22 protein-coding genes and 1 pseudogene are annotated in these 21,264 nt (G+C 58.9%); 15 read left to right on the top strand and 8 right to left on the bottom strand.

The window, feature by feature from the left end; all coding sequences use genetic code 11:
- Positions 1-156 precede the first annotated feature (156 nt).
- The 4 genes from Q1A53_RS07270 (at position 157) to Q1A53_RS07255 (ending at position 4,471) form a co-directional block, all read left to right on the top strand.
- The gene (locus Q1A53_RS07270; RefSeq protein ID WP_299964546.1) at positions 157-1,038 is read left to right on the top strand and encodes an AAA family ATPase; all 882 of its coding nucleotides are present in this window, start codon (positions 157-159) and stop codon (positions 1,036-1,038) included.
- On the top strand, positions 1,035-2,597 hold the full coding sequence (locus tag Q1A53_RS07265; protein ID WP_299964544.1) for a chain length-determining protein: 1,563 nt from the start codon (positions 1,035-1,037) through the stop codon (positions 2,595-2,597). Before Q1A53_RS07270 ends, Q1A53_RS07265 begins: the two co-directional genes overlap by 4 nt.
- Before the next feature lie 51 nt (positions 2,598-2,648).
- Complete coding sequence (locus Q1A53_RS07260; RefSeq protein ID WP_299964541.1) at positions 2,649-3,434, top strand: CpsD/CapB family tyrosine-protein kinase; 786 nt, start codon at positions 2,649-2,651, stop codon at positions 3,432-3,434.
- A gap of 500 nt (positions 3,435-3,934) precedes the next feature.
- Positions 3,935-4,471, top strand: coding sequence for a hypothetical protein (locus tag Q1A53_RS07255; protein WP_299964539.1), 537 nt, complete (start codon positions 3,935-3,937; stop codon positions 4,469-4,471).
- A 10-nt stretch (positions 4,472-4,481) separates the two neighbouring features.
- Here the strand turns inward: Q1A53_RS07255 and Q1A53_RS07250 are convergent, their stop codons facing one another.
- Genes Q1A53_RS07250 through Q1A53_RS07240 form a run of 3 tightly spaced genes read right to left on the bottom strand, consistent with a single transcriptional unit; the run spans position 4,482 to position 7,189 of the window.
- Positions 4,482-5,276 (bottom strand): WecB/TagA/CpsF family glycosyltransferase, encoded by a 795-nt coding sequence (locus Q1A53_RS07250; RefSeq protein WP_299964538.1) that lies wholly within the window; start codon positions 5,274-5,276, stop codon positions 4,482-4,484.
- Positions 5,276-6,145 carry a hypothetical protein gene (locus tag Q1A53_RS07245; protein WP_299964536.1) on the bottom strand — a complete coding sequence of 290 codons (870 nt, stop codon included), beginning with the start codon at positions 6,143-6,145 and terminating at the stop codon, positions 5,276-5,278. Before Q1A53_RS07245 ends, Q1A53_RS07250 begins: the two co-directional genes overlap by 1 nt.
- A gap of 12 nt (positions 6,146-6,157) precedes the next feature.
- Complete coding sequence (locus tag Q1A53_RS07240) at positions 6,158-7,189, bottom strand: Gfo/Idh/MocA family oxidoreductase (protein WP_299964534.1); 1,032 nt, start codon at positions 7,187-7,189, stop codon at positions 6,158-6,160.
- Between Q1A53_RS07240 and Q1A53_RS07235 the strand changes: the two genes are divergently transcribed.
- Both Q1A53_RS07235 and Q1A53_RS07230 read left to right on the top strand, forming a co-directional pair.
- Entirely contained in the window at positions 7,188-7,457 is a 270-nt protein-coding gene (locus tag Q1A53_RS07235) for a hypothetical protein (protein WP_299964532.1), read from the top strand. The two genes, Q1A53_RS07240 and Q1A53_RS07235, sit on opposite strands and share 2 nt — an antisense overlap.
- A 102-nt stretch (positions 7,458-7,559) precedes the next feature.
- Positions 7,560-8,987: a mannose-1-phosphate guanylyltransferase/mannose-6-phosphate isomerase gene (locus Q1A53_RS07230; protein ID WP_299964530.1), complete on the top strand. Its 1,428-nt coding sequence runs from the start codon at positions 7,560-7,562 to the stop codon at positions 8,985-8,987.
- Between the two features lie 128 nt (positions 8,988-9,115).
- Here the strand turns inward: Q1A53_RS07230 and Q1A53_RS07225 are convergent, their stop codons facing one another.
- Together Q1A53_RS07225 and Q1A53_RS07220 are read right to left on the bottom strand one after the other, a co-directional pair.
- Positions 9,116-9,865, bottom strand: coding sequence for a hypothetical protein (locus Q1A53_RS07225; RefSeq protein WP_299964528.1), 750 nt, complete (start codon positions 9,863-9,865; stop codon positions 9,116-9,118).
- Positions 9,862-10,236 carry a hypothetical protein gene (locus Q1A53_RS07220; RefSeq protein WP_299964526.1) on the bottom strand — a complete coding sequence of 125 codons (375 nt, stop codon included), beginning with the start codon at positions 10,234-10,236 and terminating at the stop codon, positions 9,862-9,864. Before Q1A53_RS07220 ends, Q1A53_RS07225 begins: the two co-directional genes overlap by 4 nt.
- Here Q1A53_RS07220 and Q1A53_RS07215 point away from each other — a divergent pair.
- A complete protein-coding gene (locus Q1A53_RS07215) occupies positions 10,226-10,876 on the top strand; it encodes a hypothetical protein (protein WP_299964523.1) in 651 nt (216 codons plus the stop codon). The genes Q1A53_RS07220 and Q1A53_RS07215 overlap by 11 nt on opposite strands.
- Before the next feature lie 58 nt (positions 10,877-10,934).
- Positions 10,935-11,813, top strand: a complete 879-nt coding sequence (locus Q1A53_RS07210) for a hypothetical protein (RefSeq protein ID WP_299964521.1) — start codon at positions 10,935-10,937, stop codon at positions 11,811-11,813.
- A gap of 18 nt (positions 11,814-11,831) precedes the next feature.
- Here the strand turns inward: Q1A53_RS07210 and Q1A53_RS07205 are convergent, their stop codons facing one another.
- Genes Q1A53_RS07205 through xrtD form a run of 3 tightly spaced genes read right to left on the bottom strand, consistent with a single transcriptional unit; the run spans position 11,832 to position 15,667 of the window.
- Complete coding sequence (locus Q1A53_RS07205; RefSeq protein ID WP_299964519.1) at positions 11,832-12,971, bottom strand: acyltransferase; 1,140 nt, start codon at positions 12,969-12,971, stop codon at positions 11,832-11,834.
- Positions 12,968-14,026, bottom strand: coding sequence for a glycosyltransferase family 4 protein (locus Q1A53_RS07200; RefSeq protein WP_299964517.1), 1,059 nt, complete (start codon positions 14,024-14,026; stop codon positions 12,968-12,970). Before Q1A53_RS07200 ends, Q1A53_RS07205 begins: the two co-directional genes overlap by 4 nt.
- 30 nt (positions 14,027-14,056) lie before the next feature.
- The gene (gene xrtD, locus Q1A53_RS07195) at positions 14,057-15,667 is read right to left on the bottom strand and encodes a VPLPA-CTERM-specific exosortase XrtD (protein WP_299964515.1); all 1,611 of its coding nucleotides are present in this window, start codon (positions 15,665-15,667) and stop codon (positions 14,057-14,059) included.
- Between the two features lie 350 nt (positions 15,668-16,017).
- Between xrtD and Q1A53_RS07190 the strand changes: the two genes are divergently transcribed.
- The 7 genes and pseudogenes from Q1A53_RS07190 to Q1A53_RS23395 form a co-directional block, all read left to right on the top strand.
- Entirely contained in the window at positions 16,018-17,364 is a 1,347-nt protein-coding gene (locus Q1A53_RS07190) for a glycosyltransferase family 4 protein (protein WP_299964513.1), read from the top strand.
- A gap of 14 nt (positions 17,365-17,378) precedes the next feature.
- Positions 17,379-18,320: a glycosyltransferase family 2 protein gene (locus tag Q1A53_RS07185; RefSeq protein WP_299964511.1), complete on the top strand. Its 942-nt coding sequence runs from the start codon at positions 17,379-17,381 to the stop codon at positions 18,318-18,320.
- A 313-nt stretch (positions 18,321-18,633) separates the two neighbouring features.
- Positions 18,634-18,726: a hypothetical protein gene (locus Q1A53_RS23400; protein ID WP_366872464.1), complete on the top strand. Its 93-nt coding sequence runs from the start codon at positions 18,634-18,636 to the stop codon at positions 18,724-18,726.
- 257 nt (positions 18,727-18,983) lie between these two features.
- Positions 18,984-19,400, top strand: coding sequence for a hypothetical protein (locus Q1A53_RS07180; RefSeq protein WP_299964509.1), 417 nt, complete (start codon positions 18,984-18,986; stop codon positions 19,398-19,400).
- A 16-nt stretch (positions 19,401-19,416) separates the two neighbouring features.
- Entirely contained in the window at positions 19,417-19,710 is a 294-nt protein-coding gene (locus Q1A53_RS07175; RefSeq protein WP_299964506.1) for a transposase, read from the top strand.
- Between the two features lie 14 nt (positions 19,711-19,724).
- Positions 19,725-20,156 carry a hypothetical protein gene (locus Q1A53_RS07170; protein ID WP_299964504.1) on the top strand — a complete coding sequence of 144 codons (432 nt, stop codon included), beginning with the start codon at positions 19,725-19,727 and terminating at the stop codon, positions 20,154-20,156.
- A 234-nt stretch (positions 20,157-20,390) separates the two neighbouring features.
- A pseudogene (locus tag Q1A53_RS23395) lies at positions 20,391-20,441 on the top strand (hypothetical protein); the annotation flags it as partial.
- Positions 20,442-21,264: the final 823 nt, after the last annotated feature.

Below are 21,264 nucleotides of genomic sequence, written 5' to 3'. Positions count from 1 at the left end.
CTATAGTAGAGTCCGGCGGAAAATCGCCACACGGCTGGCAGGTAGGTCCGGGAACGGGCTTGGTTTGGTGAAAATTTTCACATAGCGGGGCTGCGGCACCCTATATTATGTTTGTAGGCCAGGACCGCATGGTAGTGAGAAGAGGACGCGTCGCAGATGGCGATTGAACTGTATACGGCTCATTTCGGCTTTCGTGAACGCCCGTTTGCGCTGTCTCCTGATCCCGCTTTCCTGTTCTGGTCAAAGGCCCATCGTCGCGCGCATTCCGTGCTGGAGTACGGTCTGGCTACCTGCGCTCCGCTGACCGTCGTGACCGGCGAGGTTGGCACAGGTAAAACAACCCTGATCCAGGCCTTGCTGCGCAAGGTCGATGTGGACATCGTCCTGGGCCTTATCTCCAACGCGCAAGGGGATCAGGGGGACCTGCTGCGCTGGGTGTTCAATGCGCTCGACGTGCCTCTACCTGCGCAGACGGACTATGTCTCTCTGTTTCAGCACTTTCAGAACTTCGTGGTGAACGAGTACGCAGCGGGTCGTCATGTGGTGCTGATCATCGATGAGGCGCAAAACCTCGGCGCCGAGATGCTGGAAGAACTGCGGATGCTGACAAACATAAACTCTGGAAAGGACGAGCTGCTCCAGATCATCCTGGTCGGTCAGCCAGAGTTGCGCCACCTCATTACACAGCCTGAGTTGCGCCAGTTTGCCCAACGGGTGAGCGCGACCTTCCACATCAACCCGTTCGATCTGCGGGAGACGCGGGCCTATGTCCAGCACCGGTTGCACCATGTCGGCGGTACGGGAAGCGAGATCACGTCAGAGGCTGTGCGCCATATCTTCGAAGAGACCGGTGGCATTCCGCGCATGATCAACAAGCTGTGTGATCTTGCCCTTGTCTACGCGGCCGCCGCCGGCAAGGACAAGGCGGGCCTCGGGGTGATCCGTGAGCTTTTCGAGGATGGTTTGATCCTCAAACCCGCAGAGCCGCCGCTTTACCTTACCAACCCGATCAATGTTCCCCATAAGGCTGCCGAATGAATATCGATCTTTCATTTTACTGGAGACTTTTCGCGCATCGTTTGCCGATGATGCTCCTCTTTGTGCTGCTGTGCTCGGGTCTGGGGGTCATCACGGCTCTGAAGCTGCCCGAGACTTTCCGGACCTCCGCCCGCCTTTTGGTCGAAGAGCCGCAGATTCCCGAACGGCTGGTGACCTCTACCGTGCAGACCGACGCCGGCGAGCAGCTCGACGTGATCGAGCAAAAGCTGGTGACCCGGGCCAGGCTCATCGACATTGCAAACCAGTTTCGGGTCTTTCAGGACATCGGCCAGATGAACCCGGACACCGTCTTTCAGGAGATGCGCAGGGCCACGTCGATCCGGCGCGCAACCGGGCGTAACCGGGCGACGGTGATGACGATTTCCTTTGAGGGTCGCTCAGGACGGGTCGCCGCCAATGTGGTCAACGAACTGGTGACGCTGGTCCTGCAGGAAAACACGACCTTTCGACGGTCTCGCGCGGAGAGCACGCTCGATTTCTTCCGTCAGGAAGTGCAGCGACTGGGCGACGAACTCGATAAGCAAAGCGCTGAGATAGCCGTGTTCAAATCTGAGAATGCCAGCGCGCTGCCCGATGAACAACGCTACCGTCTGGACCGGATCAACCTTCTGCAGGAGCGGATGGCCCAGCTGGAAAGAGAGCGGGAATCTCTCGACAATCAGCGCGATGAAATGGTGCGGATCTACGAGAGCACGGGGAATGTGCCCAACGAAGCCGCGGCACCCCTCAGCCCGGAAGAACAGCAGCTCAAACAAGCCGAATCGCAGTTGCAGCAGGCGCGGTCACTCTATTCCGAAACGCACCCCCAGGTTATCCGGCTGCGCAGCCTCGTTGAAAGACTGGAGGCCGTGGTTGAAGAACAGGTTCAAAGTGCGCTTCAGCAAGAAGAAGAGAACAGTGAAACCGGCGAGCAGTCCGTTGAAAACCTGCTCTATCAGACTGCCTTGTCCGACATTGATACGCGCATAGAAACCATCAGCGGCGAGACCACACGCATTCAGGACGAGATTGCTGATTTGCAAGAATTCAGCGCTCAGAGCGCAGCCAACGGCATTCGGCTCGCGGCACTGGAGCGTGACTACGTCAGCATTCAAAACCGGTACAACTCCGCACTGAATAACCTCAACACCGCGCAGGTCGGAGAACGGATCGAGAGCACCGCACAGGGGCAACGGATCACCGTGATCGAAAACGCCAGTGTGCCGCAGACACCTTCGGGTCCGAACCGACCGCTGATCGCCATGATGGGCGCAAGCGTCGGACTGGGGTTGGCGGCAGCTTACTTTGTTCTGCTGGAAATCCTGAACCGATCGGTCAGACGCCCGGCCGAACTGCGTCAGAAGTTCAACATCGTGCCCATCGCTGTGATCCCCTATATCGAAAGCAAGGCGCGGCGGACGACCCGGCGCTTGATGCGCGTGGCGGCCATGCTCGTTGTCCTCGTCGCGGTTCCGTTGGGGCTGTGGTACGTGGACACCAATTACATCCCATTGGAGCTGGTGGTCCAAAAGGGTCTGGCGCGCTTTGGGTTGGGCTAGTTGAGATCCGCAGACACGCCGAACAGCATAGTTATTAAAGAGTAGGCAAACATGGAAAAGCTACAGGCAGCGCTGGAAAGAGCGCGACACAGCCGGGGTGCTCCCCAAGAAACGAAGGCCATTACCGCCGGGTTGCGGCCGACGCCTTCAAACCTGTGGACAGATATCCCGACGTTCGACGTGGCCGATCATTTGTTGCAGTCACATCGGGTCGTTACCCGACAGGCCGGTCCGTCGGCGGCGCCCTTTGATATCCTGCGGACCAAGCTCCTCGTGCAGATGCGCCAGAATGGCTGGCGGCGCCTGGCGATCACCTCGCCCACCCCGAATTCGGGAAAAACCACGGTGGCCTGCAACCTCGCGCTGGGCCTCGGGCGTCAGAGTGACATGCATTCAATCCTGATGGATCTCGATCTGCGCTCTCCCTCCATCAGCAGCTTTTTTGAAACCAAGCCTCCGCACGATATCGGTGATCTGATGACCCGCAAGGTAGACTTCGCACGACAGGCGCTGCGGTTTGGCGACAACGTTCTGTGCTCGATGGCCAGCCACAAGGACAATGACCCCAGTCGTATCCTGTTGGCCGAAGAGACGACGGAAGTGATCGATGAAATCGAGGCGACCTACAAACCTGACCTCATGATCTTTGATTTGCCGTCTGTGCTGGTCAACGATGATACACGCGCCTTTCTGAAAAACGTGGATTGCGCGTTGATCGTCGTCCGGGCCAATACCACCCGCTATGCCCAACTTGACGTTTGCGAGCGTGAGGTTGCCGAGCAGACCAATGTGCTCGGTGTGGTGCTGAACGCTTATCCTTATAGTGAAAAAGCATAAACTGACTGCCTTCCCGGCGTAGACGTGGACGAGACATCTTGCCTTGCAGCGGGCGACCAGATCCTAAGGCAGAGCTTTGTGTTCTGGTTTATGGACCTGTGCCTGTCCTAGGTCGATTTAACAGCTCGAACTCGCACGTCGTCAGTGGAGTCAGGATCCACAAGTATCGCGGCGTTGGTTTATCAGATTTAGTAGATGGCACGGCGCATCTGCCTTGGAAGAGTGTCAATGTTTCAAGCAGATATAACGCTCTTCAGGGGTGAAACCTGACAAGGTCGAAGGGTGTTCAAGTCATATCGTATCAGCGTTGCGCGCCGCTGTGGAATACAACGACGCCTCCAGCACCGCGCAAATGCGAGATATTGTCGTGTGATGGGCGCTTAACATGTAGAACTAATGGCTTATGACCATAGTCGCCGTGTGTTTTGGGTAACCATGCCGGCGATTTTCTACATTTTGGGAGGTTTTATATGAAGTATCTATTTTACGCATTTTGTCTGATGCACAGTTGGTCTATCGCAGTATCTGCAGCGACCCTGGTCTACGAAGGAAACTCTTTTGACCGGTTCGGGCTTTACAGCTACTCCGATGAAGATGGGCGGCGGCCCTATTCCACGTCAATGTCTGTCTCCATGACAGTGGTGCTTGATCAGCGGGTCAAAGCGAACATGACCAATCAGAGCTTTACCGGTCAGGTGCGGGCTTTTGACGGTATCAACAAGGTGATCGGAACGGATATTCGCCGCATCAACCTGTCAACGGACGGTTCAAAGAAAGTCATCGGTTGGGACATCTACGTCTGCGATGGATACTACTGCGACGCCTTCGACTACAACATCATCCGAATATCTTCCCGTAACGGCGACTTTGCCGCTTATGACTATGAATACTCCGACAATGCTGTGGATGATGCGGGCCACCGCGCATTTGCCTCTGTGCCCGGCAATATGGGGATTGCGCCCGTTCCGGTGCCGGGTGCCCTTGGCCTAATGCTGAGTGGTCTTGTCCTGCTCGGTATGCGCTGTCGTCGATCCTGAGCGGCTCCGATCAGGCAAAAGGGTCGCGATACAGACCCAGCTTTTGCTTCAGGATTGCCCAGAGGAAAGGTGGTTCATGCACCACATAGCGGTGAAAGCGTGCGCGTGGTTCTTTTAGCAAGCGGTAGAGCCACTCCAGACCGCCTTCGGTAATCCAGGCCGGGGGCCGTTCGAACGTGCCGGACTCGTAGTCAATCGTCCCGCCCAGAGGCAGCCACAGCTTCACGCCGGGCATCCGGTCGCGATGGGTCATGATGAACTTTTCCTGCCGTCCGCCAGCAAGACCGACCAGGCAAACGGTGGCACCGCTGTCATTGATCGCGGTGATCATGCGCTCGATCTCTTCTGGGTTGCCGTCGAAATCAAAATCCGGACTGTCGGTCCCCACCACCATCTCGCGGCCGACCTTTGCATTGATGTTCTGGGCGGCGAGCTCTGCCACACCCGGTTTACCGCCGCAGAGGAATACGGTCATCTGCGGGTCCTTGGCATAGCGGGTATAGAACTTGGGAAAGTAATCCGACCCCGACACCCGTTCGCGCACAGGTGTGCCCAGAAACTTGGTCGCAAAATACATGATCTGGCTGTCACAGGTGATCACGTCAAACTGGTCGATGATGTTGTAGAAGTCGCGATCCTGCTGGAGCTTCATGATCATATCCACATGCAGCGTCAGCATCGCTCCTTCGCGGAAGTTCTCCACCAGATCATCCATGCCGATGTCGTGCACATAGGCATTGAGCATCTGGACTTTCTCCATCTCGCCCAGGCCTGGCACGTGATCCGCAGAGTGATCTTCCGCCATCACGTCGCTGCCCCCATGTATCGGTCGACCAGCGCCTTGGTACCGCGAATATTGCCCGCTGAGGAGGCGCCAAAGACAAGCGATTCGACGCCCGGCAACTCAGAAATCCAGTGGATCGCCTCATCCGCAGGGATCGCGCCGCTGGCGTATACCGACATTGCGACAGCCCGCACGCGGCCGGATTTCAGCGCATCCAGATAGGCATCGAAACCACCGGACATCCGAAAACCGATCTTGTTGATGTTGGAACAGATGATCGGGCGCTCTATGCCCTCATTCTCCAGCGCATCGAGCAGCATGGGCATATTCATCGTGATATAGGCGGGTTCGGCATCGTAGTTTGCGCGGATATGTTCATCGAAAATACGAAAGGCGCGCGTGAACCCCATGCCCAACAGCAGATCCGTGAACACGTTCTGGATGAAAATCACCGGCGCCTTGGTCCCCTCGAACATCTTCATTTCCATGTCGATGAGGACTTTGGCGATCCCGTCCACTTCTTTGGTGGCCAGCGCCTTGGTGCCTGTCAGTGCCGTCGCGAGAAGCCCGTCCTTGGGCATGAACTCACGCAGCGCGCCCACCATGCCGTGTTCAGTCACCGCATTGGCGTATTTATGGGCATAGGGCATGCAGGGATAGAACTGGAACCCGTCATAGCGGGCAGGGTCGGCCTTCACCCGTTTCGCGATCTCGGCGATCCGGTCGTGCGTGGTACACATAAACGTGCGAATACCAGCGTCATAGGCCACGTCCAGCACATCCATGATCGCATCGGTGTGTTGAAACCGCATCGCCTGTGCACGGGCTTTTTCTTCTGACATATGGTTGATGCCAAAAAACTGGTTGTCGCCGAAAAGAAGCTTATCCATCTGGTCTCTCTCTCAGCGTCCGAACCAGCTGCGCTTTTTGCGGGCTTGCGGTGCTGCGGCACGTGCTTCACCCACCGACAGGCCGGTTTCTGCATTCTCAATGATCATTGCCATGGTCTGGTCGGTCTCGGTGGCGCTAGCAAAGCTGTTCTGACGCGCCCCTTTTTCACCGTTCTTGACGGCGTTGATGAACTCGTCCAGCTGGCCCGAGTATTCCTCGCCGCGCAGGTAGAACCAGCGGTCGTCGGTCAGTTCGGTGGTATATTTCACGGTCCAGCCAGCGCCGTGATCGGGCAGGCTGTCGACAGGTTTCCGCAAGTAAAGCTGACATTCCTGACGATCTGCATAAATTCGACCATTGGTGCCGATCAGGCTGATTTTGGTCGACATCTTGCGGTGGCTCTCATCCGACCAGTTGACGGAAAGCTGTGCGGTCGGTCCATCGTTCCAGCGCAGGGTGGAAAAGACCTCGTCATCCGTGCCTTCCGAAAAAATCTGCCCCAGATGCGATCCGATGACCTGATCGGGGCTGCCGAAAAACCAGTTGAGCAGGTTGAGCGGATGCGCTGCATAGTCATAAAGACAGCCGCCGCCCTCGGCCTTGTCTGTGCGCCACGTAGTTCGCTTGGGGCGCATGACGACGGGCCCGTAAGCTTCGGCCAGAACGTGGGTGATGCGCCCGATGGCCCCCGCCTCGATCAGCCGTTTCATCTCCTGGAATGCACCAACGTAGCGATAGTGATAGCCAACCTGCGCCACCAACCCCTTGCTGGTGGCCAGCTCACTCAGCCGCAGACTGTCGGCCCAATCCAGACAGAACGGCTTTTCACAGAATACGTGGCAGTTTTTCTCGAGAGCGGCCTGCACCATAGGGGCATGCATCCGCGACGGGGTGGCAATGACGACGGCATCGAGTGGCTCGCGCGCGAGCATGTCGGTGTAGTCTTTGTAGATCGGCGTCGAGATATTCCGGCTCAGCACGTCCACCATGAAGCCTGATCCATCACAGGCGACGGCATCCACATCCGGGTGCGCGTTAATCATGGAAAAATGGCTCAACCCCATTTTGCCCAAGCCGACGACGGCGGTTTTTACCTTGGTCAAATCACTGCCCTGCACATCACTATCGGTTCACATCGCACAGTGTCGCACGACATGTGGAATATTGCGTTTCATATCCTTTATTCGCCGTAACCATGCAACCGCCATCAGGCCGGAATGGGCGGTGCATCGGAACATTCATGTGGTATTCTTCCCTATTCGATCTGTTTTTCGGCGGATTTTGGTGTCAAAAGGCCTTAAACAAAATTGATTGCAGGTGGGTTAAGCCCAAAAAAAGGCAGCTGTGACACAACGTCGGTGCCGACGACCGATGCGGCAAACCAGTCCGACAATGATCAATGGAGACCCTAGAGTGACTATAACGCCCGTTCTGCTGTGTGGGGGCTCCGGTACCCGCCTCTGGCCGCTCTCCCGCAAGTCATATCCAAAGCAATTCGTCCCTTTGATAGGCGAGCAGACGCTGTTTCAGGCCTCTGCCTGCCGCCTGTCGGGGCCCGATTTTGCCGCCCCGCTGGTTGTGACGGGCTCTGATTTCCGTTTCATCGTGACAGAGCAGTTGCAGGGTGCGGGCATCGATCCGGGAGCCATTCTGATTGAGCCTGCGGGGCGCAACACGGCCCCGGCTGTGCTGGTCGCGGCCTGTCATGTCGCGGCATCGGATCCGGACGGTCTGATGCTGGTGGCGCCGTCTGATCACGTGGTGCCGGATGCGGAGGCTTTTCGCGCTGCGGTTCAGGCCGGCGTCGCCGCGGCCGAGACAGGTCAGCTTGTCACCTTCGGGATCACGCCGGACCGGGCCGAAACCGGGTATGGTTACCTGAAACTTGCCAGCGCGCCGAGCGGCACGACGCCCGTCAGGCTGGAGCGTTTTGTCGAGAAACCGGATGCGGAAAAGGCCGAGGCCATGCTCGCCGACGGACAGCATCTTTGGAATGGCGGCATCTTTCTGTTCCGCGCCAGCGATATTCTGGCAGCCTTTGAGGCCCATGCGCCTGATCTGATGGCGCCTGTCCGGGCCAGCTATGACAAGGCGCGGGCTGATCTGGGGTTTCTTCGGCTTGATCCGGAGGCCTGGGGAGAGGCCGAAGACATCTCCATCGACTACGCGGTGATGGAGAAAGCGGACAACCTCAGCGTGGTACCCTTTTCGGCCGGTTGGTCGGATCTGGGCGGCTGGGACGCGGTCTGGCGCGAGACTGGCCCGGACGCGGTCGGTGTTTCTGCCGGGGCAGGGGCCACGGCGATCGACTGCAAAAATACGCTTCTGCGTTCCGAGACCGACGGCATGGAGGTCGTGGGAATCGGGCTGGAGAACATCATCACGGTTGCCATGCCGGATGCGGTTCTGGTCGCCGATATGTCGCGCGCGCAGGATGTGAAAAAGGCTGTCGCCGCACTCAAGGAAAAAGGCGCCGCACAGGCGACCATGTTCCCCAAGGATCACCGCCCCTGGGGGTGGTTCGAAAGCCTCGTGGTGGGAGAGCGGTTTCAGGTCAAGCGGATCTTGGTGCATCCCGGTGCCGCGCTTTCGTTGCAATCCCATCACCATCGCTCGGAGCATTGGATCGTCGTGCAGGGTACGGCCAAGGTTACCGTGGATGACGACGTCAAACTCGTGACCGAAAACCAGTCGGTCTATATCCCATTAGGGGCGGTGCACCGGATGGAAAACCCCGGCAAGGTGCCCATGGTGCTGATCGAGGTGCAGACCGGCTCCTACCTGGGTGAAGACGACATCATTCGCTATGAGGACGTCTACGCCCGCGACGCTGTGGATTGATCCCTCGATCCACAGCGTCCTGCAAAAGACCTGCGTCACGCAGCGCCGCTTGAGATATAAGATTTCAACGCGTTGCGTGACGCGTGATATCTCGCCGAATGATCCTTTTGACTACTCAAATAGACCGTTCAGGCGGAATTTTGCGCCAGCAGCTGCTGCAGACTGCGCCAGAGCACACCGGCGATCCGCGCGGTTCCGGTCGGGTTCGGATGGTGCAGGTCGTCTTCCAGCCAGAGGGCGGTGTCCTGTTGCAAGACCTCGGTAACCGGCGCCCGGGTCCATCCCTCAGCTTGGGCGATGCTGTCGTAGTGCGCGGTGATACACCGGGCGAAATCCGCGGGATCCGCGGGTGGGCGCGTTAGAATCCCTGCACCCTCCTGGTAGACCCTGTGCCCCGGCGGAAAGGCCCAGGTCGGATAGAGCAACACCGCACGTGCCTGCGCAGCCTGTGCCATTTCGCGCATTGCGTGGGCCGATCCCCAGCGATCCGGCGCACGCAGGCAGGTGGTGGAAAAATCCTGCAGTACCAATACATCCCAGCCGGTTGCCAGCGCCGCGCGCAAGCCTTCGATCTGCCATGCCTCGACCAGTCGGCTGCCGCGGGCGGCGGCGTGGGCGATCTGCACGGAAACACCGGCTTCCGCGGCCAGAGCCGCGACCTTTGTTGGCAGATCATGGCGCAGCGTCATGGAGTTGCCCACAAAGAGCACCCGCGGCCCTGTACCGGCGGGAAGGGCCTGCAGATTGCGCAAATGCGCGTCACTCAGACCTTGTGTGCGCCGTGGGCTGGCATGCCAGCGAAATGTCATCGTCCCGATGCCGGCAAGACCCGTGCCCAGGGCCATGCCCGCACCCAGCAGCATCGTGCGCCGTCTCACGCAGCGCGCCCTTTGATCTGGCAATCCGACACGCTTGGGTTGATGTAAGGCGTGTTCGCGGCGGCGTTTTCAGCACCGGACACCCAGCTGCCGCGAAAAGCACTTGTTGCCGGAACCTTCGCGGGAATAATCTGGCCGCCAGTAGTAACCGGGAGGAGATATGCGTATGACTGAGAGGGTCTATTCATCAAACCTCGCTTCTTCGGCAGGTTTTTAAGAAATACGGGCAGTAAGAGATTGAACGGTAAGGCAACATTTATCAACAAGGTCCTTAGACCGACTGGCTTTGAAATGCGCCAGCGCGGCCGCTCACTTTCTGACCTGATGTCTGAGCCGCGGCAAACAACCGCCGGATGGACGATGGAGTTCATCGGGACCCAGGGCATCGGCAAGACCACGTTGAACAATGCGCTCTACAAACCTTTTCGGGCGCATTGGTTCTTTCGCTTCGATCTCGGCCAGACCGGCCCCTCTGCGACCGCCTCGACGGCCATGGAGCAGCTGCATCGCGATATCTACTTCAGCAAGATCCAATATGTTCAGCAAGAACAGACAGATGCCTGGAAAAGCATCACGATCCCGCGCCAGATGTCGCGTGTCATCAGCGAAAGCCTGACCATTCTGAGCAACGACTTTCCCCGCGGTTTCGTGCTGGACGAAAGCCTGTTCAAAAATTTCCCTCGCGAGGTCCTGAGCCTGACCGAAAACGGAGGTGCCGCACTCTGGAAGCAGCGGGCCTTTATCCACCTGCGCGCCCGCGATCCCGAATTCGTCGTGTCCCGGTATCAGTCCCGCGTGGCCAAACGCGCCCGCGATGGCATGCTGCAAAGCAAACCGACGGATGCCGACGTGCGTGCACGGGTCGATCAGGACAACGCGCTCTTTGACACCATCACACAGAAAGCTCAGACGTTTAACTGTCCTGTGATCGTCCTCTATGCGGAGGATGACGCGCAGGATAATATCCGCAAGATTCTGGAGTTCGAAGAGAATTTCCGCACCCAGATGTGACATCCCGTTCGCGCGGGCAGGTGTAGAACGAGAGTTGGACAAGGGAACCGCGTCACGCATGCCTAAATTTCGCTCCAGAATAAGCGGTTTGCTGCCGCGCCGTGTCTTGCCGTTTTTCAAGCGGCAGGTACGGCAGTTCGACCGGCTGCGCGGGCTGCCCGCGGCCCGCAACCGCCCGGGCGTTGTGCTCATGCTGCATGTGGGGCGTTGTGGCAGCACGGTTTTGGCAAATTTGCTGGGGCAGAATCCGGATGTTTATTGGGATGGCAAACTGCCCCGAAAGGCCAAGCAGCTCTACGGCGACAGCGTTCGCAAGTTCGACTATGCGGCTTGGACCAAGGCGCAATTCGCGATCTCGGGGGATCGGTTCTACGGGTTCGAGTTCAAGATCCTGGCTGATCAGTATCCAGCTGTTTTCGGTACCAACACAGCGGAGTTCCTGAGCGCCTGCCAGCGGATTGGCGTGACCCATTACATCTTGCTGACGCGGCGCAACACCCTGCGCCATGTTGTGTCGCATTATGCCAGCAAGAGCCGGGGCAACTGGCATGCGGGCGCTGGTGAAACCGTGAAAAAGAAGGAATTCACGCTCGACATTGATGGGATTACCACCGGGGGCGCACCGGGCCGACCCATCGTGGAATACCTGCAGGAGGTCGAGACCGCCCATGACCAGGTGCGCAGCCTGCTGGCGGATCAGCCGTTTCTGGAAATCGAGTACGAGCGCGATATCGACGCCGGCGGCGCCGAGCAGGCCTATGGCCAGATCTGCAGCTTTCTGGGGATCGAGCCGGGCGAGGTCCATATCCAGAACCGCAAGATGAACCCGTTCCCGCTGGACACAGTGTTGATCAACTACGGCGAGGTGGCGGAGGCGCTTGCGGGCACCAAGTTTGCCTGGATGGCACGCGACGACGAAGCCGTCGAGCGTACCTGACACTCGCGCGAAAGCGCGTCAGTCAGCGTTTTGCTGCGGCGCGGCTTTTGGTTTCGGGCGGAATCGCTGGAAATAGGCTTCGAGCGTGCGAAAGCTGAGCTCCGCGATCAGATATGCCAGTATCGCAAAAAGGATGAAGGCCACCCATTTCGGCATGACCTCTGTTGGCAGCAACCGGTGCACGAGATCGAGAGCGATCAGATGGTAGAGATAGATCCCGTAGCTGACGGCTCCCACCCGTACTACAAGCGCTTGTTTGAGAAACGGACTCAGGAGGCTCTCCTCACGCAGGACGAGCGCGATCAGACAGAAGGTCATTGTGGTATGAACCGCCAGGTTCGGCAGCCCGCGCAAATCGCCCGGCAACAGGTGAAACAAGGCGCCGAGCAGCACAAACCCCAGCACCGCCGCCCCAGGACGGCCCGCCACCGCATTCAGGGCCATGAAGCTCTTGCGCCGGTGCAGCAGGATCGCCGCCAGCGAGCCGAGGATGATTGGGGCGTAGGTCGCAGCCGGAATGGCGATCTTCAGCGGCCCGGCATAATGCGCCATCGGGCCGAAGATACCCGATGAAATCGCAACATTCACGGCGATCAGTATCACCGCGACAGAGACCAGCAGGCGCGGCGGCAACAGCACGATCAACAGCGGCCAAAGGACATAGTATTGCTCTTCCACCGACAGCGACCAGGTGATCGTGAGTAGCGGAATGTGATCAATCAGGAAATTCGACAGGAACAGGTAGTAGAACGGCAAAAGTTGCAGCAGTTCTGTCTGGCCCTTTACGAGGATAAAATAAGCGGAGACGCAGGTCACAACGAAGAAGTAGACTGGCACGATGCGCAGGATCCGGCGCAGATAGAAGTCGCGCATGGAAACCCGACCGGTCTGGGCAGCTTCGCGCAGCAGCAGTGTGGTAATGAGAAAACCGCTCAATACAAAGAAGAAATCGACACCCAGAAAGCCCCGCCGAAAGCCCATCCATTGTTCCAGATAGGGAAACGGCGTAAAATGGTGCCACATCACCATGAAAATGCAGATGAAGCGGAGCCCGTCCAGATTGCCGAACCGAGAGCGGGCGCGGTAAGCTGCGTGAGCAGCCTCATGGCTTGACCGGGCGACGCCCGCCGGATCGGAGATGTCGGAGGACAGGCTCACGCTGGCGCCTCCTCTCGCAGGGCCTCGAGCAAACGGTCCGTGGCGTCTCCCCAGCTATAGGCGTGCGCCGTCTCGCGCGCCGCGTCCGACATCTTGCGCCACGCTTCGGGCGACAGCGAGGCCATGCGCTGGAGTTCGGCGAGGAAGGCTTCTGGCTCAGGTGACAACAGTGTGCCGTTTGAGCCCGTCACGATCTGCGGTGCTCCACCGGCGGGTGTTGCCAGTACGGGCGTCCCGCAGGCCATGGCCTCCAGGATCGGCAGGCCAAATCCTTCGTGCAGGCTGGTGAACAGCCACACATCACAGGAGGCATAAATCTTCGCAAGTTCCGCCTGTGCCGGTGTCCGGTGGTATTCGATCCAGTCGGGCAGGGGCAGCTTGTCCAGCGGCGCGATAGATCCAAAGGCGATCACCTTCAGCCCGGGGATTACCTCGCGCGCCTGTGCCAGCACGTCGATGGCCAGTTTGACGTTCTTGCGGGTCTTGCCGGTATAGAGGAAGCCGGCGGTCAGTCCCGGCCCTTTCTCCCTGGGGTCGGCGCTGAACTGGGTGCAGTCGACCGAATTGGGAACCACCGCTACATCCTGAATGTCGTGATTCTCGGCCAGCATGCGGGCAATATAGTCTGATACTGCAATTTTTCGCAGCGGCAGGTCATAGGTGGCACTGACCAGCTCAAACCGCCCTTTCTTGAAGGTTTCATAGTCCTGAAGCAGATAGAATTTGCGGCCTTTGGAGGCGGGTAGATCCGCGACCCATGGCGCCGTTTCCCACCAAGTGGCGATCACCACATCGCCATCCGGCACGTCGGCGGCAGTGATCGGGCCGTTGTGGTTCACCACCACGTGGTTGGCGCCGAGCACATCAAGCAAGGGCGTGGACTTCTTGACCGGTCTCAGCTTGGCGCGCCCCATCATGGCGCGGATCCGCAGTTTCAATGGCGGCGTCGGGTGCCGCATGGACACGACGGTGACCTCATGCCCGCGTGCCTGCAACTCCGCCGCGTAGATCGCCATGACGCGCACACCGCCCGCAAGCGATGTGAAGGGGCTCAAAAAGGTAATCCGCATACCTGCCGGACCGCCTCACTCGCCCAAGGGGATAAAACGTGGCAACGGTTTCTGGATCGCTTCGAGCACTTCCATCAGCCGTGCTTCCGCATCCGCGTCTGCCTCACCCCGCGCAATCGGCGAGGTCAGCCGCACCAGCGCGCCATCGGTCCGACCGCTGCGCACACCGTCGACCATCAACCAGAACTTGGCGGCAAAATCCCATGCGACACGGCGTTCTTTCTGCTGGAACCAGTAAAACACCATCATCCGGGTCTCGCCCTTCTGGATGATCGCGCGGTTCACGCGGAACGGCGTATCCGCTTCCATGACCTCAGTCAGATCCGTCCGCTCCAGCCAGGCGATTTCCCAGCCGGATCCGGGCAGGCAAACCTCGGGGCTGTGCACCCCGCCTTTGGACTGGTCATCGTACCAGGCCATAAACAGACCCACATGGCCCGCAGTACCCGGTTTGACAAAGGAGACCTGGTGGTAGTCATCCGCCCCCAGTTTGCCCGCGACACCCGGTTTCAGGAATTCGCGCGGACCGGCCTGACGCCAGCCACCCTCAAGCTCACGCGGGAAAAGCGCAAAGCTGTCACGTGCTGGCGCATTCGCCCCCCGCTCGGGCAGCGCTTGAAGGCCGATGACTGCCACGAGCATCAGGCCGCCGGCCGCAACCAGCGCTGTCGAGGGGAAAACGTAGCGGACCCGGGCAATCTGCGTGCCAAGCCCGTCAGTATCCAGATCAAGCGCCTGGGTCAGCGATGGGCGGTCAGGATGCAGCCACAGCATGAGCCAGGCCAGGAAAAACAGGATCATGATGCAGGCGAGGAAAATCACCCAGCCTTCGAAGAAATGGGTGAAACCTTCGAGCCATGCGTCGCCGTAATACTGCACGATGACACCCGCCACCGCGATCCGGATAGAATTCATGACGATGGCAATCGGTACCGCTGCCAGCAGCAACACGGCCTTGTGCCAGACCGGGCCGCGGTAAAGCGTGGCAAAGATGTACGAGAAACTCATGATCGGGAACATGTAGCGCAGACCGGAACAGGCCTCGGCCACATGCAGCTTCATCACACCCAGATCAATGATATTGCCGTCCAGAAAGACTGGCACATCCATCAGTCGCAGGAACCAGACGCCCAGTTCGGACGACATGAACTGCAGGCTGGTCGTTACCTTGAAATAGATCACCCCCGGCAGCGGCAGCATGAACACCAGATGCACAACGCCGGGCCAGAAGTGCCGGCCTGTTTGCCAGCCCCAGCTGATCAGCAGCATGCCACCGACCCAGAAGATCAGCGCATAGGCCACGATATCGTCGATATTCGACAGGATACCCACGAGCCCGAAGAGGATCGAGATCATGACAATCGCAACACCCGGCCAGCGATCGGTTTTGGGGCCGGGCACGACCGGCACGTCGCGCAGCTGTTTCAGGAACAACAGACCCGAGAGCAAGGGAATCAGGGGGCCATGGCTGTACTCGGGCAACTGCCACGCGGCCAGCAGAGCTTCGATCCCGTTGGAGAAGAAAATACCGGCAGCAACGATGGCAACCAGCAGCCACACTGTACCCCAGTGCAGGAACCCTGAGATGGAAAAACGCTCTCGGTAATCTGATGAAGTAAATGACATGGAAACTCTGCAATTATAAGAACAATGGTTACACCGAGGAGCACCTACCACAAATTCACTGCGGATAGATAAAAAAACCGCATCCGCTGGGCACTTTTTTGTGAGGTGCAATCCTTAGGTGCAGTACGGCAGGCGGTTCGCATTCTTCGGTTTTTCGGTTGGTTCGCGATCATTTAGCCGGTGCGGTAGGACAAGTACAGACCAGCCTTTACAACAGGTTAACCAGATCCCCCATGGTCCGGGCTTGCAGGTTTGCAGCCTGACCGGAAACATGGCAAAAGAAGCGGCAAATCAACACTCTGCTGCCGATTTTACCCATATTTTACCACCGTCGAGTAGGACTCTTCACCATGGAAACACGGCCGCGCGTTCTGGTCATCGCCGAGGCGGCCAATCCTGAATGGACAAGCGTCCCCCTGGTGGGCTGGTCACTGGCCCGCGCGCTCAGTGAGGTCGCCGACGTCCATATCGTGACCCAGATCCGCAACAGGGAGGCTTTCGTGCGCGCCGGGCTTGTCGAGGGAGCGGATTTTACCGCGATTGATACCGAACCGCTCATGCGGCCACTTTGGCGCCTGTCCAACATGCTGCGCATGGGGCAGGGCAAGGGATGGACGCTGAACACCGCCATCAGCGCACTTGCCTACCCCTATTTTGAGCACAAGGTCTGGCAGCACTTCGGGGCAGACATAAGGTCAGGGGCGTATGATATCGTGCACCGGGTCACCCCGCTCAGCCCGACCGCACAATCGCGGATTGCACCCCGCGTCAAGGCGGCGGGCGTACCGTTTATACTGGGTCCGCTGAACGGCGGTGTACCCTGGCCTGCGGGCTTCGATTCAGAGCGGCGGCGCGAGCGGGAGTGGCTGTCCTACATCCGCGGTATCTACAAGCTGATGCCGCAGCGGGCCCGCACGCTGCGCTGCGCAAGCGCCATTCTCGTGGGGTCCCGTCACACCCAAGGCGAAGTGCCGACCCCGCACCGCGATAAAACCGTCTATGTTCCCGAAAATGCCATCGATCCGGGCAGGTTCAACCTGCAGGCCAAACAGAACGCTGATGGCCCGCTGCGCGCCTGTTTCATTGGCCGAATGGTGCCCTACAAGGGGCCGGATATGCTTCTGGAAGCGGCGATACCGCTTCTGCGCGACGGCAGAATGCTGCTCGACATGATCGGGGACGGCCCCCTCGCCAACGGTCTGAAAGAGCGGGTGAAAAAGGACGGGGTCGACGCGGCGGTGACCTTTCACGGGCTGCTGCCCCACCAGGACGTGCAATCGGTCGCCACCGACAGCCATATCCTGGCGTTCCCCTCCATCCGCGAGTTCGGCGGTGGGGTGGTACTGGAGGCCATGGCCCTCGGGGTGGTCCCGGTGATCGTCGATTATGCCGGACCCGGCGAGCTGGTCACCGATGCTACGGGCTACAAGATCCCCATCGGCACGCGGCACGAGATCGTTATGGCGCTGCGGGCACAACTGGAAACGCTGACGCGCGACCGCAGCGGTCTTGCGCCCCGCGCCAAGGCAGCGCGGACCGCGGTGCAGCAGAGCTTCACATGGTCAGCGAAGGCCCAACAGGTGGCCCGCGTCTATGACTGGGTGCTGAATGGTGGGACTGGTGCGGCTCCGGATGTGCTGGCACCGCCACCCGGCACTGGCGCCGCCCCATCCCGCGTGCAGACCCCCGACAGCTGAGGCAAGGAAACCCCGTGAACACCGACACCGCTTCCCCCGATCCGCGCTCCTATGTGGTGATCTCGCCCTGCCGCAATGAAGCGGCCTACATGCGCCGCACGCTCGACAGCATGGTGGCGCAATCGGAACCTCCGACGCTCTGGGTCATCGTTGACGATGGCTCCACCGATGAGACCCCGCAGATCCTCGCCGACTACACCGCTCAGCATGACTGGATCAAGGTTGTGCCCAAACCTGATCGCGGCCACCGCGCCGTGGGTCCCGGCGTGATTGAGGCGTTTTACGCCGGTGTCGAGACGGTCTCGCTGTCGGACTATGCCTATCTGTGCAAGCTTGACCTCGATCTTGATCTTCCGCCGCTTTACTTTGCCACGCTGATGGACCGGATGGAGGCCAACCCCCGGATCGGCACCTGCTCTGGCAAGGCCTATTTCCGCAATGGCGCGGGGGAGCTCGAAAGCGAGAACATCGGAGACGAGATGTCGCTGGGCATGACCAAGTTCTATTCGACCGCCTGTTTCGAACAGATTGGCGGCTTCGTGCGCGAGGTCATGTGGGACGGCATCGACTGCCACAAGGCGCGGCAGCTAGGGTGGGCTCCGGTCAGCTGGGATGATCCTGCGTTGCGGTTCGAGCACCTGCGGCCGATGGGATCGAGCCAGCAAAGCATCTTTACCGGACGGCGGCGGCATGGTTTCGGTCAGTACTACATGGGCACCCATCCGCTGTTCCTGATCGCCTCCGCGGTGAATAAATCGCGCCAGAAACCCTATGTGCTGGGCGGGCTGGCGATGCTGCAGGGATACTTCGGCGCCTTGCTGCGCGGAGAGGCACAACACGGCGACAAGGACTTGATCGCCTTTATCCGAGATTACCAGAAACGCGCCCTGAAAATCGGCAAGGCCCGCGCTGTGGCCGAGATCGAAGCGGAGCGGGCCGATCTCTTGAAAATCTGAGCGCAGGTAACAAATTTTTCAGGCGGAGCGCTGTTGCCTCTGGCTTGGCCTTCAAATGAAGTTCGGGAATAGCCCGTTTGGGACCTAGATTGCCTTGTCCGAGCGAAAGAAACTGGCCGTCCGCAGCGACCTGATAAACGATCCGGTCTGCGGAGAGACCGTGCGAGAACTCCGAGGGTTGTTTGAAGGACTATGTTGGCGCAGACAGCCCAGTTCGAGCGATTGATGTCCTTGTAGAGATGCCTGGTTTTGCAGTGCTCGGCTTTAACGCGTTGCCGCTGCGATCGGTCGGCCGGGCTATCATCCGGGGCTGATGCTTCGGATCTATCTGTCCGGTTACCTCAATCAGGTTCAGGCATCGCAGCGACTGGACCGGGAGTCTGGTCGCAATCTCGAGCTCATTTAGCTTGAAGCCTGACTTTAAGACGATTGCAGACTTCCGCGAGGACACGGCCCGGCGATCCGTACGGTATGCCAACAGTTCGTTGCGCTATGTCGCGACCTCAATCTGTTGGGCGTGAACCTGGCGGCGATCGGTGCCAGTCGGTTTAAGGCGGTGAATCCCAAAGCCAAGAGTGACACCCGTGGCAAGCTGCGCCAGAAGCTTGGCGAGACCGACAAGGATCTTGAGCGCTACCTGGTTGATTGGGTCGCGCCGACGAGGTGTTTCAGCAGACCGGAACGGTGTTGCCAGAGGCGCGCATGGAACAAATGTTGCGAAAGCTGTGGCATTTCCGCAAAGAGGACGTGCGCTACAGATCCATTGAAAAAAACATGGACAAAACGAGCGAAACGCAGGTCGCGCTGAGCGATCCTGACGCGCGATCCAAGGCCACGACTCCTCGCATGCCGTGCGTCGTCGGCTACAACGTGCCAACCGCGATTGAGGCCGAGAACCATCTGATCGTCGCCCGTGAGGTCACTTTGCATAGCTACGACCGGGACGCTTTGTCGATGATAGCCCTTGATGCGATGGCCCCAGATCGGATCGAGGCATCATGGGCAAGGGATACTACAAAGGCGGAGAAATCCTCGCCTGCGAACAGGCCGGGATCGCGGTTGTCGTCCCCAAGCCTTTGACGACGCATGCCGATGCTTGCGGCAGTTCGACAAAGCTGATTTTGCCTGTGATGCAGAGGCTGACGCCTGCATCTGCCCGGCAAGTCAAGAGCGGGGCCATCGGTTCACGCGCAAGCAAAATGGCAAAGCGATCCGATTCTACTGGTCCAGCCGTTGCGAGGGCTGCGTGCTCAAGGGCAAATGCACCAAAAGCAAGGAGCAGTGCAGTCGCCGGTGGGAACATGAAGACCTGCCGGAAAGGGCTCAGCACCGCTTGGAGAAAGATCCAACCCAACTGGCTCTGCGCAGCATTTCGGTTGAACACCCTTAAGGCTTGATCAAATCATGGATGGGTGCGACGCACTTCAAGATGAGGCGGCTGAAAATGTCGCCACCGAGATAGCCCTGCATGTCCTTCCCTGCGACTTTACCTGCGTCATGATGATCATTGGCATGTCCGCCTCGATCGCAGCCATCGGGGTATCAACAGCTGCATATTTCGCCAGGTTATGTTGCATTGTTTGCCCGCGGACAGGGGCAGGCTACGTCGGGCGCCTTTCACGCCGCGAGACCGTCTCAGATGGCAAAAAGGCAGCCATCGCCTCGTTGTCCTTTCCTGATCATGTGCGCCGTCTCAATCCCGGCCAAGGTTGCCGTTGCTTATGTGAGAGATGTAAAGGCCATCATCCGATGCGCTCGCCTTTTGACGCCCCGGTGATCCTGCTCGACGATGTTATTCATATGCTTTTATCTGTAGATCCGGATCCGACGCGGTGAGCTGACATCTCGCGGCACCTCATTCATGGCGTTCATGTCAAACTTAACACAACCGCACCATAACCCCATGCAGTAACCAAACTGATCCGCGATACCGACAGCCCGCCCGAGCTGCGGGCACTGCTCCGGTCGGCGCAGCGCCTAAAAATGGAGGTTGGTGAGGTCTTTCGGACTCATGGGCCTGCCTATCGTTGGGCCAATGTGGGACATCTGACTCTCTGATAACTCAAAGTCATGTCAGCAATGGAAGCCTGTCGGAGAGAAGCGCTCGGCAGACATATGGCAGTTTGCACCAGATGCAATCATCAGTACATTGCGTACAACAGCTGCAAGACCGGCATCGTCCCATATGCCAAGCACCCGCGTGCGCAACTGGATGGCGGCGCGGGCCATCTACAGCCTGCTGTTGGCAGTATCGGCTGAGACGCAGTACAATGCGCATCTTTGAGACTTTCCGGCGTGGACAAAAAAAACTAACCCGAGCGCCACCAAGAAAGCAGGCCTCGTGACGAAAAACCCACCCTCTGCCTACGATAAGATCAGACGCTCAAGGGGCCGGGCACAGATGGCCTTTGGCTCAACCCCGATCTCGATGAAAAAGATCATAGAAAGCGATAACGCAAACGTCCCCGGCGGTACGCCAAACGCCGACCAGCGGAGGGAACAGATTTGGCACATCCAGCGGCTCTCAACCCGAACTGTAGGACAGACGCCTGCACTTTCGCCATAGCACAGCCTGCCCATCCCGCGACTTCAACCTTGTCAGATCTGTCAAAGCGGACCAAACCACCAAGGCCAACCCAACCACCCGGCACGCATCCGCCATCTAGCGACCAACAGCGCTTATGGTCAGATACTGCAGTGGCAACGTGTCGAACAATATCGTGTACTGCGCTATGACGTGGGGCTTTGCCAGACGGGGCTCTTGTGCAGGTTTCTGCCGATCTGGCCCGCCCGATGGGCCTGATCGGAGACCAACCTGTTCAGATGTCTGGTCCCTATGATACCCGTTGAATGGTATTTTTTGGGTATGGAGCGTGTGACATTTGGTGATGCTGCGCGCCTGTCTCGGGCAGATGTGGCATGAGCATTCCAGCGGATGACTATA

Origin of the sequence: uncultured Roseobacter sp., assembly GCF_947496515.1 — a bacterium.
In the GTDB taxonomy this organism is placed as follows: domain Bacteria; phylum Pseudomonadota; class Alphaproteobacteria; order Rhodobacterales; family Rhodobacteraceae; genus Roseobacter.
Note: the sequence above shows the minus strand (reverse complement) of the source record. Positions and strands in the feature narration are given on the sequence as shown.

Excerpts from the sequence above, each read along its gene's own strand:
- Q1A53_RS07270 (WP_299964546.1), top strand. The coding sequence starts at position 157 with ATGGCGATTGAACTGTATACGGCTCATTTCGGCTTTCGTGAACGCCCG.
- Q1A53_RS07265 (WP_299964544.1), top strand. The coding sequence starts at position 1,035 with ATGAATATCGATCTTTCATTTTACTGGAGACTTTTCGCGCATCGTTTG.
- Q1A53_RS07260 (WP_299964541.1), top strand. The coding sequence starts at position 2,649 with ATGGAAAAGCTACAGGCAGCGCTGGAAAGAGCGCGACACAGCCGGGGT.
- Q1A53_RS07255 (WP_299964539.1), top strand. The coding sequence starts at position 3,935 with ATGCACAGTTGGTCTATCGCAGTATCTGCAGCGACCCTGGTCTACGAA.
- Q1A53_RS07250 (WP_299964538.1), bottom strand. The coding sequence starts at position 5,276 with ATGGCGGAAGATCACTCTGCGGATCACGTGCCAGGCCTGGGCGAGATG.
- Q1A53_RS07245 (WP_299964536.1), bottom strand. The coding sequence starts at position 6,145 with ATGGATAAGCTTCTTTTCGGCGACAACCAGTTTTTTGGCATCAACCAT.
- Q1A53_RS07235 (WP_299964532.1), top strand. The coding sequence starts at position 7,188 with ATGGAAAAATGGCTCAACCCCATTTTGCCCAAGCCGACGACGGCGGTT.
- Q1A53_RS07240 (WP_299964534.1), bottom strand. The coding sequence starts at position 7,189 with ATGATTAACGCGCACCCGGATGTGGATGCCGTCGCCTGTGATGGATCA.
- Q1A53_RS07215 (WP_299964523.1), top strand. The coding sequence starts at position 10,226 with ATGGAGTTCATCGGGACCCAGGGCATCGGCAAGACCACGTTGAACAAT.
- Q1A53_RS07220 (WP_299964526.1), bottom strand. The coding sequence starts at position 10,236 with ATGAACTCCATCGTCCATCCGGCGGTTGTTTGCCGCGGCTCAGACATC.
- Q1A53_RS07210 (WP_299964521.1), top strand. The coding sequence starts at position 10,935 with ATGCCTAAATTTCGCTCCAGAATAAGCGGTTTGCTGCCGCGCCGTGTC.
- xrtD (WP_299964515.1), bottom strand. The coding sequence starts at position 15,667 with ATGTCATTTACTTCATCAGATTACCGAGAGCGTTTTTCCATCTCAGGG.
- Q1A53_RS07190 (WP_299964513.1), top strand. The coding sequence starts at position 16,018 with ATGGAAACACGGCCGCGCGTTCTGGTCATCGCCGAGGCGGCCAATCCT.
- Q1A53_RS23400 (WP_366872464.1), top strand. The coding sequence starts at position 18,634 with ATGCTTCGGATCTATCTGTCCGGTTACCTCAATCAGGTTCAGGCATCG.
- Q1A53_RS07170 (WP_299964504.1), top strand. The coding sequence starts at position 19,725 with ATGGATGGGTGCGACGCACTTCAAGATGAGGCGGCTGAAAATGTCGCC.